Origin of the sequence: Lysinibacillus parviboronicapiens, assembly GCF_003049605.2 — a bacterium.
GTDB classification, from domain to species: domain Bacteria; phylum Bacillota; class Bacilli; order Bacillales_A; family Planococcaceae; genus Lysinibacillus; species Lysinibacillus parviboronicapiens.
Genome location: NZ_CP073713.1, coordinates 1982360 through 1996951 on the forward strand (window position 1 = coordinate 1982360; position 14592 = coordinate 1996951).

At 37.3% G+C, this 14592-nt stretch carries 13 protein-coding genes; 10 read left to right on the forward strand and 3 right to left on the reverse strand.

Annotated elements, in window-relative coordinates; all coding sequences use genetic code 11:
* The 9 genes from C9J31_RS09355 (at window position 1) to C9J31_RS09395 (ending at window position 11493) form a co-directional block, all read left to right on the forward strand.
* Window positions 1–1680, forward strand: a complete 1680-nt coding sequence (locus C9J31_RS09355; protein WP_107947961.1) for a hydantoinase B/oxoprolinase family protein — start codon at window positions 1–3, stop codon at window positions 1678–1680.
* Window positions 1681–1694: 14 nt separating this feature from the next.
* Window positions 1695–2447 carry an IclR family transcriptional regulator gene (locus tag C9J31_RS09360; RefSeq protein WP_107925760.1) on the forward strand — a complete coding sequence of 251 codons (753 nt, stop codon included), beginning with the start codon at window positions 1695–1697 and terminating at the stop codon, window positions 2445–2447.
* Between the two features lie 21 nt (window positions 2448–2468).
* Window positions 2469–4043, forward strand: coding sequence for an OPT/YSL family transporter (locus C9J31_RS09365; protein WP_107925758.1), 1575 nt, complete (start codon window positions 2469–2471; stop codon window positions 4041–4043).
* A gap of 15 nt (window positions 4044–4058) precedes the next feature.
* A complete protein-coding gene (locus C9J31_RS09370) occupies window positions 4059–5102 on the forward strand; it encodes an S-methyl thiohydantoin desulfurase domain-containing protein (protein ID WP_107947959.1) in 1044 nt (347 codons plus the stop codon).
* A gap of 1184 nt (window positions 5103–6286) precedes the next feature.
* The gene (locus tag C9J31_RS09375) at window positions 6287–8248 is read left to right on the forward strand and encodes a methyl-accepting chemotaxis protein (RefSeq protein ID WP_107947957.1); all 1962 of its coding nucleotides are present in this window, start codon (window positions 6287–6289) and stop codon (window positions 8246–8248) included.
* Window positions 8249–9116: 868 nt separating this feature from the next.
* The gene (locus C9J31_RS09380; protein WP_193767002.1) at window positions 9117–9752 is read left to right on the forward strand and encodes a copper amine oxidase N-terminal domain-containing protein; all 636 of its coding nucleotides are present in this window, start codon (window positions 9117–9119) and stop codon (window positions 9750–9752) included.
* A 16-nt stretch (window positions 9753–9768) separates the two neighbouring features.
* The gene (locus C9J31_RS09385; protein ID WP_107947951.1) at window positions 9769–10020 is read left to right on the forward strand and encodes a hypothetical protein; all 252 of its coding nucleotides are present in this window, start codon (window positions 9769–9771) and stop codon (window positions 10018–10020) included.
* A 14-nt stretch (window positions 10021–10034) separates the two neighbouring features.
* Entirely contained in the window at window positions 10035–10943 is a 909-nt protein-coding gene (locus C9J31_RS09390) for an FAD:protein FMN transferase (RefSeq protein ID WP_238602021.1), read from the forward strand.
* Complete coding sequence (locus C9J31_RS09395) at window positions 10933–11493, forward strand: ferric reductase-like transmembrane domain-containing protein (protein WP_107947947.1); 561 nt, start codon at window positions 10933–10935, stop codon at window positions 11491–11493. The genes C9J31_RS09390 and C9J31_RS09395 overlap by 11 nt, the downstream gene beginning before the upstream one ends.
* 56 nt (window positions 11494–11549) lie before the next feature.
* Here the strand turns inward: C9J31_RS09395 and C9J31_RS09400 are convergent, their stop codons facing one another.
* From C9J31_RS09400 to C9J31_RS09410, 3 genes are all read right to left on the reverse strand, one after another.
* Window positions 11550–12785 carry a sensor histidine kinase gene (locus C9J31_RS09400; protein WP_107947945.1) on the reverse strand — a complete coding sequence of 412 codons (1236 nt, stop codon included), beginning with the start codon at window positions 12783–12785 and terminating at the stop codon, window positions 11550–11552.
* Window positions 12778–13455, reverse strand: coding sequence for a response regulator transcription factor (locus C9J31_RS09405; RefSeq protein ID WP_107947943.1), 678 nt, complete (start codon window positions 13453–13455; stop codon window positions 12778–12780). Before C9J31_RS09405 ends, C9J31_RS09400 begins: the two co-directional genes overlap by 8 nt.
* A gap of 306 nt (window positions 13456–13761) precedes the next feature.
* Window positions 13762–13941: a response regulator gene (locus tag C9J31_RS09410; protein WP_238602023.1), complete on the reverse strand. Its 180-nt coding sequence runs from the start codon at window positions 13939–13941 to the stop codon at window positions 13762–13764.
* Between the two features lie 363 nt (window positions 13942–14304).
* Here C9J31_RS09410 and C9J31_RS09415 point away from each other — a divergent pair, with 363 nt between their 5' ends.
* Window positions 14305–14553 (forward strand): hypothetical protein, encoded by a 249-nt coding sequence (locus C9J31_RS09415; RefSeq protein ID WP_153062517.1) that lies wholly within the window; start codon window positions 14305–14307, stop codon window positions 14551–14553.
* The last annotated feature ends 39 nt before the right edge of the window (window positions 14554–14592 follow it).

Genomic DNA, 14592 nt, shown 5'->3' on the forward strand with positions numbered 1-14592 from the left:
ATGAATAAAGATGTTTTTGCGTTAGAAATTATTCAGGATTCGTTGCTGGCCATCGGAGATGAAATGTTTGTCGCTTTAGCCCGTTCTTCAATGAGTCCTGTTATCTATGAGGTTTTAGATTATGCATGTGGCTTAACCGATGCAAAAGGTAATTTGATTAGCCAAGGAAACGGTGTGACCAGCTTTATCGGTATGTTAAGTCCAATGGTCCAGCATGTTATTGACAAGTTTAATGGCGGTGCGGATTTACACGAAGGTGATGTCATTATTATTAATGACCCCTATGTTGGGGGTGGCTCGCATTTATCCGATGTTGGCTTAGTACTACCTATCTTCTACAAGGGAGAAATAATCGCTTATTCGGCCAATAAAGCGCACTGGACAGAAGTTGGCGGAATGGACCCAGGTTCATTTACTAGCAATTCAAATGAAATCTATCAAGAAGGCTTACAGTTACCAGGGGTTAAGCTCTATCAAAAAGGTGAACTGAGTGCAGCGGTCTATGAAATCATTGCGACCAATGTTCGTTTACCAGAACTATCCATCGGCGATATGTTGGCACAAGTTGCCGCATTGAAAACAGGCGAAAAACGCATACGTGAACTTTGTCAGAAATTCGGTGCGGATGCTGTAAAATTGTCCATCCAAAAGTTATTGGATAAGGGTGAAAAAATAGCACAACTCGAACTGCAACATTTACCAAAGGGTGAGTTTTATGCCGAAGACTTTATTGAGGGTGATCCATTAAAAGGTGGACCATATCCTATAAAAGTAAAGGTGACCATTAGTGACCAACAATTTATTTGTGACTTCAGAGGGTCACATCCGGCGGTGCATGTACCTGTCAACTGTTCACAATTTGGATTAATGGCCAGTGTGAGGGTGATGTTTTTAGCGTTACTGGGTGATATTGATGTCATCAATGAAGGGGTATTTCATCGTTTGAAAATCATAACAGATGAAAATTCAATCGTCTCTGCCAAACGACCACATCCCGTTTCTATGAACTTTGAGGCGCGTATTGGCGCAGCCGATTTAATATGGAAAGCACTTGCGCAGCACCTGCCAGACAGACTTTCAGCAGGCCATTTACAGTCAGTTTGTACATTTATTTTAACGGGCAAAAACCCACACAATGACGATTCATTCCTAATTGTTGAGCCTTCTGTTGGTGGTTGGGGTGCCTCCAATGATGTTGATGGGCAAAGCGGGCAATATTGTATGGGGGATGGGGAAACGTATAACCTCCCTGTAGAGATAGCGGAGACAAAATATGGTATCCATATCGATGAATATAGCTTAAACTGTGATGGTGCAGGAGCAGGAAAATTTAGAGGTGGTTTAGGGGTGCGTCGAGTTTATAGCATAAATAATGATGGGCAAAAGGTTTCAGTCAACTTAGGTAGACATCAATTTTCACCTTTTGGCTTAAATGGCGGACATGAAGGCTCACATAACTATCTGATTATTCATAAACAAGATGGCACAAAGGTTGGGCCAATTGGTGTACTCGCAAATTATGAACTGCACAAAGGAGATCAACTAGAGCTTGTTACGGCAACAGGGGGCGGTTATGGCAGCCCCGAGGAGAGAAGCATAGACGCAATCGAAAAGGACTTGTTAAATGAATACATTTCTTTGGACATGGCACACAAGTTCTATCGCTATAAAAACACATAGAGAAGGAGCAGGTAATGACTGTCAAGACGTTAAAAAACTCATTGGCTATACTAGAATGTTTTGCATCAACAGAAAACGCATTAGGAGTGCGTGAAATTTCACGCATGACAAACATGCATACAAGCGTTGTACAAAGAACAATCAATACATTTACAGAAGCAGGGTACCTAATACAAGATGAAAGTACTAAAAAATATAAAATGGGCTACAAAATGTTTATATTTTATGACGTCCTTTCGCATTCAAGTGACCCGCATTCGGCCATTTATGAATTGATGCAAAATCTCGCGAGTGAAATCAATGAATCCGTATTTCTAACTTATATGGATAATGAATATGGTGTCACAACCAAAATAGCTGAAAGTAGTAAGAATATAAAATATGCGGTGTCATTAGGAACGAAAACACCGCTTTATATCGGTGCTTCCTGTAAAGTAATGTTTGCCTATTTAGAGGAAGAACAACAGCTTGAATTGTTAGCATATTTTCATGAAAAACAGTCTGAAGAAGAACATAAACAGCTTCTTGCGCACTTGAAAAATGAGCTGCAAACCATTCGACAACATAATTGGTGTATGACAGTAGGTGAGTACAATGAACATGCTTTTGGTATAAGTGTTCCATTATTCAATAACAAGAAAGAGATTATGGCGTCTCTTACGATTTCTGGTTTGATATATGACATGGATGAACAGAGAGAGAAATATATGCTTGAACAGCTATTACAAGTTTCTCATCAAATTCAATCTCACATTACTAAACTATAAAACAAGATAGGAGCTGATTTCATGAATAATAAAGTACTACATCCTAGAGCCTTAGAACCTATGACTCTACTGATGATCGTGTTTACATCTGTTGTTGGTGCCATCATTGGGATGCAACTGATTACTTCTTTAGGGATTTCTGCAAATACGTCGATTGTCGGTGCTATCTTCGCCATGATTTTAGGAAGAATTCCGATTGGAAAATTCATAGCGTTCAAATCAGTGCATAGACAAAATATTATTCAAACGGCGATATCCGCGGCAACGTTTAGTGCAGCGAGTAGTTTAATGTTGCCTATTGGAATTCCTTATGTTTTAGGTTATGAATCTTTAGTTCTACCATTATTTATTGGTGTGATTTTAGCGATGTTTGTGGATGCTTTATTATTATATAAATTTTTTGATACGAAGATTTTCCCGGCGGCTGGTACTTGGCCACCGGGGATTGCCACTGCTGAAGCGATTAAAGCTGGAGATAAGGGCGGTAAGAATGCAAAAGTTTTAATCGGTGGTGTGTTAGTTGGTATTGTGGGCTCCGTACTAAAAATTCCAATGTCAGCTTTTGGTGTCGCGTTTATCGGCAATATTTGGGCGCTGACCATGTTTGGAATCGGTCTTTTACTTAGAGGCTATTCGGTTCAATTATTTAATGTAGATTTAAATCAATACTATATTCCGCATGGCATTATGATTGGTGCAGGGATTGTGGCGCTGTTCCAAGTAGCTTTTGCATTATTAACAAAGAAGTCTGCTAAAAAGACAGAAGAATGGCAATATTCAAAAGATGAAAAAGAAATCAGACAGGCCTTTGGTGCCGGATTTATCGCATATTTAATGATTTCATTATTAATCGCATTATTAGGTGGAATCATTTCTCACATGTCTTTTGGTATGTTAATAGCCTTTATCGTGTTCGCAACCATTGCGGCTTTTGTACATGAGCTTATTGTGGGTATTGCCGCCATGCATGCTGGTTGGTTCCCAGCATTTGCTGTCGCGTTTATTACACTGATTGTCGGCATTTTGATTGGTTTTCCGCCGCCAGCCCTTGCGCTATTGGCAGGCTATAGTGCAGCAACAGGTGTGGCATTTGCGGATATGGGCTATGATTTGAAAACGGGTTATATTTTACGTGGGCACGGCAGTGATCCAGCATTAGAAAAAGAAGGGCGCAAACAGCAAATGATCGCTGGAATAGTAGCCTTTTCTATTTCTGCCATTGTAGTTTTACTATCGTACAAATCTTATTTTGCACAAGATTTAGTAGCGCCGGTCAACCATGTTTATGCGGCAACTATTCAATCGGGCGTTACAGGCGACGTGGCGAAACAGTTAATGATTTGGGCCATTCCAGGCGCCTTGATTCAACTTCTTGGTGGGTCAAAGAGACAAATGGGTATCTTGTTTGCGACAGGTTTATTGCTTGTTAATCCCCTTGCCGGCTGGGCAGTATTAATCGGTATTTTACTGCGTATTATTTTCACGAAAGTCACGAAAGGAAAGAAAGAGTCTGAAATGACGGTGTTTGCAGCGGGTGTCATTGCTGGAGATGCTTTATATAGTTTCTTCTCTTCCATTTTCAAAATGGGTAAATAGCAAGGGGGTATCTTGATGGTAAAAGTGCTAACGTATGAAGATGGTATTGCTGCTGTCTATGGCGGTACGATTCTAGGAGGCGGTGGGGGTGGCCTATTAGAGGAAGGCTTAAGGCTTGTGGAGGCAATTTTCGCTGTTGGGGCACCTCAGTTAATGGATATATCCGAATTGAGCGAGGAAGATTTAATCGCTTGTGTGGCCATGGTGGGTGCTCCGTCAGCGGCCAATCAATATATATCAAATGAACAGCTATGCTGGAGCTTTAGCAAGATGAATAGCTATATGGCTAATCGACTAAAAGGCATCATTACGAACGAAAACGGGGCCATTACGACAATTAATGGCTGGCTGCAATCGGTGTTATTACATGTACCAGTCGTGGATGCCCCTTGTAATGGGCGAGCACATCCAACAGGCATCATGGGTTCCTTGAATTTACACGAACAACCACATTATCAATCCGTGCAATTTTATGCTGGTGGAAAAAATAAATGGGCATTACAAGGTTTTGTAGAAGGGGATTTGCAAAATACGGCCAAAAGCGTTCGCCATGCTTCCGTGTTAGCTGGTGGCATGGTGGGGGTAACGCGAAACCCAGTAACCATTGGCTATTTAAAAGAACATGGCGCACCATATGCCATTTCTGATGCCATTGCGCTAGGCTATAGCTACCTTAAGGGACAAACAATGGATGAAAAATTGCAAAATGTCTTGCGTCACTTGCATGGCGTACACATTGTCTCTGGAAAAGTAACAGACTATTCTCTAACAAAGGAAAATGGCTTTGACGTAGGCAAGTTAATGGTGGAGGACTTCTCCTTAACATTCTGGAACGAGTATATGACATTAGCAAAAGCAGGAACTATCCAATCTAAATTTCCCGACTTACTCATGACATTCGATACGGAAAGCATGATGCCTGTCCCAAGTGCAAGCTTGAAGGAGGGCATGCATGTAGCCGTTATGCAAGTCGATCAAAGCCACTTGAAATTAAGCACAACGATGAAAAATGCGGCACTACTTGCGGAAATTGATGAAGTCATTGGCGCTGTTCGCTAATCATTTGACAGTGCGCTGGTGTCGTTGAGTATGCAGGCGCAAAACGCTTAGGATCGGGTGCAAATCGGGGATATTGCGGCAACAAGGATAGGCAAAATAAAAGCTGCCAACATCTATTATCAAGATGGGCAGCTTTTATTGTTCCTTCAGCGGGAAGGTATTACATAACATCACTTTAGTTCCTACTTCCTTCAAGCTTAGTGCTTCGTTATTACTGATGGCTTAAATGTTCCGTACTTCGGAAAAATCGTTGCCTAAAACGATCATTCTATTTGTTGTTAACGCGACTCAGATGAACAGCATTTCACAAATTGTAAGCAGTTACGAGGTGATTCATTTCCCATTAAAGGGAGGAGTTACGTTCACACATATCCAACACTCTGAATAGAAGAAGGTAACATCAATTAATGAAAAAATCCATCACACTGCTGCTAGCAATGGGTGTACGCCTACTTGGCCGTGAAAACAAAACTAACTGTGGGTTCACTTATTTTGTATTGTACGTTCACTATGCGGGTTAACAAAATCTAATTTCTAAGGGAAAGTGTTCACTTTTATTCGTTTCTCTCACATGCTTATGTCAAAAGATAATCGGTGACGCGATACGCCCGTTAATCTTTCGGAAATTTTGTTCAAACAATATCAATATTCAATTGTAAGCCCGCTGAAGTCGTTTAAGTTTGTAAAAAACATAGCGCCTGTACATTACGCAAATAGTGAGATACAGAACAATAGAGGTTGTTCTGTACAATCATCATATTATATTCTGAAAAATTAGTCAATTGAAATCCTGTTCTTGTTCTTGTGGTTTATCCCAACAGTTTCCTCAATGTGACATGGATTGATATAGTTGAAGCCTTGATCCGAGTTGATAAATGTACCTGTCGTTCGTTTGATACCATTCTTCTTCAGATTCCTTATTGTATTCAGGGTGATATCCAGCGATAGGTAGGGGCTTTATTTTAGTTGAGTGATGAAGAAATGCAAAAATAGAAGGTTTTATGTTACGAAAATCAAAAAAATGAAAAAGTGGGTTTGAATTTAAGTATTTCGTCCGATAAAAGCTTAGGGTGAAATTTAAACGATAAAATAAGGGAAGATTATAAGAGTAGGGGGCGGCATTCTTTAAAAAGAAACTAACAACACATTTTAAAAACTAAATGAAGACAAAAGGAGAGCTGTTTTTGAAAAAATTATTTGGAACCTTTAAGGGTAAACTGTACACATTATTTGCTCTTATCTTACTAATCCCAGTTATTTCTGTAGGAAGCTTATCGTATCTTTCAGCAAAAAATTCGATAAAAGAAGAAATACTTTTTAGTGCAGATGTAAGTGTGGAAATTTTAAATTCGTTAATTGATAAAACCATTAGCGAAAAAATAAACGAAATCACTATTTTTAGCAATGAAATAACGTCTTCTCAGTACGATCAGAAGGAATCGACAATACTAGAAAATTTTCAACAATATATGAAGCTGAGTCCAGATGTTTTAAGTATTTATGTTGGAACAAATGAGGGAGCATTTATTCAAGAACCAAAAATAAATAGTGCAGATTATAATCCGTTGGAAAGGGATTGGTATAAAAAGGCCAATGAATTAAAGGGCGAAACTTTAATTACAAATCCTTACATTGATGCAGGTACTGGAGATATGGTCGTTACAGTTGCTCGTCAGGTAAAGGATCAATCTGGGGTAGTGGCAATTGATATAAAATTGACAGACCTTCAAAAAGTCTCGGACTCTATTAGTATCGGAAAAAATGGATATCCTTCTATTTTTGGTGATAATAATTTGGTCATTTCACATCCTACTTTAGAAGCAGGTAAGAAATTAAACGAGAACTTCCTTAATCAAATGTACGACAGCAAATCTGGCACGTATGATTATGTCTTTGACGGCGATGACCGAATTTTGTTCTTTACAACGAATGAACTGACAAATTGGAAAATTACTGGAACAATTTTTGCGGAGGAAATTGACCAATCAGCATCCTCTATTTTGTATAAAACGTTTCTCGTACTAATCGCTGCAATTGTAATCAGTGCGATTGTATTCTTCTTTGTCATGAAGGCGATTATAAAACCGATTAAATCGCTCAAGGATAGTGCAGTAACCATAAGTAAGGGTGATTTAACTGAGAAAGTGGCGGTAAAATCTCAGGATGAGATTGGACAGCTAGGGCAAGCCTTTAACGATATGCAAGACAGTTTAAGAACTCTTATTCAAAAAATTGAACAAAATGCTGAAGAGGTAGCCTCGTCGGCAGAAGAGCTAACAGCCAATGCTAATCAAACAAGCATTGCTACAGAAAAGGTGGCTATATCGATTCAAGATGTCGCTTCGAGTGCAGACACACAAACAACGAGTGCCAATAAGAATGCAGAATCGTTACAGGAGCTTTCTAAGGCTATTCTTCATATCGCAGAGATATCTTCTATTGTGACGGACCTTTCACAGCATGCAACGCTACAGGCTGATGAGGGTGGAAAGGCAGTCCAAAATACAAAAGATCAAATGCATTCTATCCATTTATCAGTAACAGATTCTAACACGAAAATTCAAACATTACATGAACGCTCTCAACAAATTACGTCAATTTTAGATGTCATTACAAGCATCGCAGATCAAACTAACTTACTGGCTCTCAATGCAGCAATTGAGGCAGCAAGAGCAGGGGAGCATGGAAAAGGCTTTGCGGTTGTTGCTGATGAAGTAAGAAAGCTGGCGGAGCAATCACAGGAATCTGCACAACAAATTTTCGAGCTAATCCATGGCATTCAGTTAGAAACAGAACAATCCGTAAATATCATGGCAAAAGTTACAGAGGATGTTCAAAATGGACTTCATGTATCGGATGAAGCAATCGCGAAATTCCAAGTGATTAAAACAAGCATGGTTAAAATAACTCCTAAAATGGAAGAGGTATCATCTGCGTCTGAACAGATGTCAGCAAGTGTACAAGAGGTGACGGCTATTACGGAGAATTTGGCATTCTCCGCAAAAGGAAATGCAGCTGCTTCAGAGGACGTTGCAGCGTCTACAGAGGAACAATTAGCTTCGATGGAAGAGATTAATGCTTCTGCACAAGCTCTTGCGCATATGGCAGACGTATTAAAACAGCTCATTAGCCAATTTAAATATTAACAGAATCAGATATAACATTCTTTTTTACATTTTCTAATGTTTCGCATATCAAAAAAAGTACCCAATAAGATAAACTTTTTAGTGTCTATCTTATGGGGTACTCTTAATCAAAAGGAAGGATTATTAATTTCTGTAGCTCAATTAAAAATCACATAATTTTTTTATTAAGATAACGAAGATAGCGCCAGCGAACAACAAAAATTACATTACTTGTAGAGATAAAAAGAATGTTAGTAATAAGTGTTGTATCGAAAAAAAGTTGTTACTGTCTGTAGATATTGGCAACAAAGTCGGGTACTGACATTCAGCGATATATATGAAAACAGAAAAAATGAAACCAACTAAAAAAATCGATCCATTATTCCTGGGTCGAGTTTTTTAGTTTAAATTTAAATGATGAAAGTCATGGAGAACATTTCACTTGAGCCCACTCAAAAAAATGGCGTCATAAATAGCAGATATTGATGAAGCACTTTTCTAAGTTACTGTTGTATAACAGTACTAGGGTGTCACAACCTAAAAAGGGAACTGTCTCTACCTTTGTCCGTCCCAAAGGAGAGCAAAAGCCATTATTTCTTCGATAAAAGAAATAATGGCTTTTTTATTTATAGGTTTATCGGAGAAAATAAAATCATTAATTTTCTTAACACTCTTACTTAGCAAGAGCATCTACGAAGCAGGATTTGGGGATAAAAGTATTTTAAATGTTTGTGTCGTAAAGCTTAATAACATAGAACATAACAATATATATCCTGAATCAGGTGAAATTGACTTGAAGATAGCTTGTTTTTTTATGAAAAAAAATCAAATTTCAGATTCCTATCATTTTTCTTAGCTACAATGTAGTCAAATGAAGGGGGTAGTTTCCATGAAAAAAAAGAGAATCAGTTTGATTGTGGCTTTGTTATTAACTTGTACATTCATATTTGGATTAAGTGTTCGAGCTGATGATGACAATGAACACGAGTATAAGAAACATGAGAAGTACGACGATGATGATCGTTACGAATATGATGACGATGACGATGATCGTTACGAATTTGATGAATCCTATAAAATGAATGGTGAAGTATATGAAAAAGGTACTTGGAATATTTGGTCAAGAGAATTAGTTATGGAGAAAGAGGTTTTGCCTTTCAGCGCGTCCAAATTAGTCAATTTGAAAGTAGCAGATATGAATAAAGAATTAAATTTTTATGTTATCCCAAAAGACGGGGAGTTTTTTGTACCAGGGAAAACGGTGGCACAGCTTTTAGGCGCAAAAGCTACCTTTTACAAAACAAGCAAAATCTTAGTTATACAATATCAAGAGAATGAACTAGTTTTCCGCTCAGGAACAAATGTTGCCTATGATAACAATGTTAAAACACCATTACCTGCATCTTCATTCTATTTAAATGAGGAACTCTATGTGCCAATATGTGTCATTACAAATGGCTTAGGATACGTGGTCGAATGGCAAGAAGACAGTCAAGTATTTTTATGTCAACTTTTAATCAAATAGGAAGGAGTGGTGAACAATGAAAGATCCGAAAAAAGCGAAATGGATATTAGGTGCATCAGGAGTGATGTTATCTGCCGTACTATTAACGCAAATAAACACTTCAATACAAGCAAAAACAAACAATTCAAATGATCTTCAAATTACTGCACAACAAGAGAAAAATATGACGGAGAAAGAAAAAAAGCTTGTCCAACTCGATTGGGCAAATTTTGAAGTTCAAGTTGCAAATCAAAATTCAAAGAGTGATCGAAAAACAAAAAGAACATAGTGGAGATGATGACGATGGACACACTTTCCCTACAATTAATGAATACCGATTTTTTTATAGCTATTCCAAAAGGCAAAAATACTAATTGGAAAGACCGGGCTGAAAAATGGTTGCAGTACGTAGCAAAAGAGTGGTCAAGGTTTCTACCTAATAATGAGTTATCACTATTAAATGAATTAAAAATTGGCGAGACATTGCGACTAAATTCGTCACTTTATGATTGTTTACAACGAGCAAATAAATATTATCTTCAATCCAATGGATTATTCTCACCTTATTTGAAGTTGCAGCTGGAGCAGCAGGGCTACAATCAGTCGTTCCCATTTGAAATGGCTAAGCATCAATCCTCAAATGTAAACTCTATCTCAGGAAAGCCATTTCAATTTTTAAACAATCAGCAGGTAATGAAACTAGCGAATCAGGAAATTGATTTGGGTGGATTTGCTAAAGGGTATGCCATAGAAACGCTAGCTAATTGGCTAGAAAATGAGGTTGCCCCTGATTACGGCATTATAGATGGTGGTGGTGATATGAAACTGTGGTCTACAGGGGAGAAGATATGGAAGATTGGTGTTGCAGATCCTAAAAAGATTGATAAAGAAATTAGCTATGTCAATATTAGCACGGGCGCAATTGCCACTTCTAATCGCATTTTTAGAAGTTGGACACAAAATAATATTACGAAGAATCATCTATTGAATGGACGAACAGGTGAGGTTGCCAAAACAGATGTGTTGCAAGCGACGGTCGTAACATCTTCATTGTGTGATGCCGAAGTATGGGCAAAGCTTTGTTTCCTAATAGATGAAAGTGAGCAACAACAGTGGTTTGAAACAAATTGTCAACGAAATGCTCGGTTTATTGTCAAAGAAGGACAAGCGGGTTATTGGATGACGTCAAGGGGGAGAGAAGTTGTTAACTAGTACATGGGAATGGATAAGACTATTTGGATTTTTAGCCTATTTTTATTTTACAATCTCAATTATTTTTGGGTTATTAAGAAAATCACCATTTGTAAGATCACATAAAAATTTACTTTATCAAATACATCAAAATGCAGGTTGGATGGGGTTGTTCACATTAATAGCCCATATGCTTGTACTAATGATTGACAGCTATAAGCCTTATAATTTAGTGGAAGTTTTGATTCCTTTTGCCGCTGACTATAAGTCTGTAGCCTCTGGTCTTGGCACAATTGCTTTTTATTGTTTTTTGGTGGTGTTAATGACTTCAGATCTATGGATTAAAACAATGAATCGATCCATGTGGAAGAATATGCATTTGCTTGTGTTACCTGCGTGGTTACTTTCACTTTTCCATGGCATAATCATTGGTACTGATACTGAAAATTTATTTGTACTGATTTTTTATGCGTTAACAGCTGGTTTCACTTTATTTATATTGGTTTTGCGAAGAATGAGCCAAGAGAGTTTGAAAAAAGACATCTCCCCGAAAAATAATACGTCCATCTAGGTGATAAAAGCATCAACTCCTCCCAGAAAAAGGGGAAGGATTGATGCTTTTATTATTCAAATTGGAAATACAATATGAAATGTTGTGCCTGTTCCTACTTTACTTGTAGCAAAAATTTTCCCATCATGCTGTTCAACAATCGCTTTTGCTATTGAGAGACCTAAACCAGTTCCGTTTCTTTGGCGTGCAGCATCGCTACGATAAAATCGTTCAAAGACTAAGGATAATTCATGCTCTGGAATACCAATTCCTTGATCGGTTACCGCAATTTCAATAGAATCTCTATATTTTAAAAGGGTGAGTGTTATTTTCCCATCTTTAGAGTACGAAATAGCATTTTCCAATAATATATAGAGTAGTTCTTGTATCTTTGTTGCATCTCCAAGTAGCTCTATATTTTCTTCAATTTGTGTACCAAACTGTATTTCAGGAGGCATTATTTTTTGGAATTTTGCACTAACTTTTTCTAGCATTTTGGAAAGAGGTATAACTCCTATATGCGGATTCCATTGTTGCTGATCATGACGAGCTAAAAATAACAATTTTTCCAACAATCCTTTCATTAATTGAGCCTCGTCTTTCATTTCATGAATTAATTCTTTGCCAAAAGGGCTTATATTTGTAGCTTCTTCTAGATCTAATATATCGAGCGAGCTATAAAAAATACTGAGTGGTGTGCGCAATTCATGAGAGGCATCTGAAACAAATTTTTTCTGTTTACCATATGACCATCGAATAGGAACCATTGCTTTACCTGCCATATAGTAACTAAGGAGTCCAATTAAGACTGTCGAAATACAAGTTAACAGAATAAGTAACTGAATTGTTTTTTCGAAAAAGTGTTGTTGTGAAGTGATGGATTTCCCTAAAATTATGTATCCAACAACCGCATTACGTTCGTAAATAGGTTTTTTCAGGAGAAGGAAATGCTCATTTTGCCATTCGAAATGACGCACTGATTTTTCATTTGTATTGCTTTTTGTAAAGAGCTCCTCTAATTGTGTTTTCAGGCCTTTATAGGATTCGTCACCGTGAACAAATATATGATTGTTTGTATAAATATAATAGAAAAAATTACGGTTTGGATCATAGCTCAAATTTTTCTTGTCATGATCCTTGTATTCATAAAAATCATGTTTTTGTTTTGTATAGATGGATTCTAGTTCTTCTAATTGTTGAGTATCCATCAACTTTACGAGTGAAAAATAAAGAATAATGATGAAGAGAGAAAAAAACGAAAAGAAAATGGTGGCATATAATAATGATAATTTTTTTCTTGTTTTATTAAACACAGTAATCCCTCAGTTTATAGCCAATCCCTCTTACATTTTGAATATGCGACTTTTCCTGGCTATCATCAATTTTTTTTCGGACGAGTTTCACAAGTGCATCCAAGGAGTTATTTGAAACGACAAAATCATAGCCCCATATGTAAATACATATTTGTTCTCTTGTAAGCACGCGCCCCTTATTGATGAATAGGAATTCTAAGAGTGAAAACTCATTTTTAGTTAATTCAATTTCAGTATTATCACGAAGAAAAACGCGAGAATCTATATTAAGTTGTAAATTTTCTACTTGGATGACTTGTTCGATTACTTTTTCTTTTCTTCGCAGTACAGCGCGAATTCTTGCTAAAAGTTCCTCCACCTTAAAAGGTTTTACTAAGTAATCATCTGCTCCACTATCTAAACCTTGAATAATATCAGCGGTATCATCTTTTGCAGTCAGCATCAAAATACCACCACTAAAACCTGTATTTCGCAGTTGTTTACAAACCTCAATACCACTCAGTTGAGGCATCATCCAATCTAAAATTAGCAAATCATACCTTTCGGAAAAGGTATTGTCGAGCGCGTCTAGTCCGTTATCCACTTCGACCACGTGGTGAAATTCCTTTCTAAGAATATATACGATATTTTTTCTTAAACGGGCATCATCTTCTGCGAGTAATATTTTCAAAGTTATTTTCCCCCTGTTAAATTATATTCAATATACTATACAACCCTAAAATGAATTTAATCTGAAAATTGTAGCTTTGAATAAAGTTGTGATGCTTCATAAAGGCAACTGGAGAATGTCCGTTTTTTCGTAAAGCTGTTCCAATTCGAGCAATCTACTAAGCGCCAACAGCTCCAGCATCTCAAATGGCTTAACAAGGTAATCACTAGCTCAAAGAGTCAGCCCCTTTACCTTATCTGACAAACTGCTTGGAGCTGTCAAAAAGATAGTTGCGTCCCATGAATCTGCTGAAATACCTCATATCCATCAATCTCTGGAAGCATAATATCTAGCAATACAAGATCGATCTATTTCTTGCTGTGCAAGTTTATCAATGGCTTTCATTCCATCAAAAGCAGAAATACATCTATGTCCAACTGATTGGACATTTCTTTTAATTAGCTCATTGATTGGAATTTCATCTTCAACAATTAAAATGATTGCCACCAGAATCACCTCATCATTAGCATAGCATTTTTATGTAATAGAATTGTAAAATCGGTTCTTAACCAAAAATCGTGGGTGACAAAATTAGTGACCTGATTCCAAAACTAAACGAAGGTATTCTTTGGTATGACATTACGTTTTTGCAGGTCATTTTTCTAGTTGCTTTGTTACTGGTATTTTATCAATGACGATTTCAACGATCGTGTCTAACACGATTGGACTTATTGGGGGCAAGTTGTGACTACTTTTATTATGATAGCCGGTGTGACAATATTTTTGAGTGGGGAAATGGTGAGTGTTTGGCATCCAATTTGGTTTGTTCCTTAGGATATTCATTGTTTTTTCGGAGTAGTGATTTTTTTAATGTTAACAATACCACCTGTTGCTGGAGTTCCTGCAGGAATAACCTTTGGTTCAACAGAAATCGAGCCAGTGCCTGTCTCCACTGGTGATCGTTTGTTACTGGTATTTTATATTTCATCAGTAATAAATCCTCCTGCACTAAATTTCGCAATCGAAGGTACTGCAAATGCGGAATTAATATTGAATAAAAGAATTCCTTCTACTTTTAAGATAACCATAAATAAGTGGTTTTATATAGTACGTTCTTAGCTCAAATAAAGTAAGAGAATACTAAACGAAAAAAGGCCA

Excerpts from the sequence above, each read along its gene's own strand:
- C9J31_RS09355 (WP_107947961.1), top strand. The coding sequence starts at position 1 with ATGAATAAAGATGTTTTTGCGTTAGAAATTATTCAGGATTCGTTGCTG.
- C9J31_RS09360 (WP_107925760.1), top strand. The coding sequence starts at position 1,695 with ATGACTGTCAAGACGTTAAAAAACTCATTGGCTATACTAGAATGTTTT.
- C9J31_RS09365 (WP_107925758.1), top strand. The coding sequence starts at position 2,469 with ATGAATAATAAAGTACTACATCCTAGAGCCTTAGAACCTATGACTCTA.
- C9J31_RS09370 (WP_107947959.1), top strand. The coding sequence starts at position 4,059 with ATGGTAAAAGTGCTAACGTATGAAGATGGTATTGCTGCTGTCTATGGC.
- C9J31_RS09380 (WP_193767002.1), top strand. The coding sequence starts at position 9,117 with ATGAAAAAAAAGAGAATCAGTTTGATTGTGGCTTTGTTATTAACTTGT.
- C9J31_RS09385 (WP_107947951.1), top strand. The coding sequence starts at position 9,769 with ATGAAAGATCCGAAAAAAGCGAAATGGATATTAGGTGCATCAGGAGTG.
- C9J31_RS09390 (WP_238602021.1), top strand. The coding sequence starts at position 10,035 with ATGGACACACTTTCCCTACAATTAATGAATACCGATTTTTTTATAGCT.
- C9J31_RS09415 (WP_153062517.1), top strand. The coding sequence starts at position 14,305 with ATGTTAACAATACCACCTGTTGCTGGAGTTCCTGCAGGAATAACCTTT.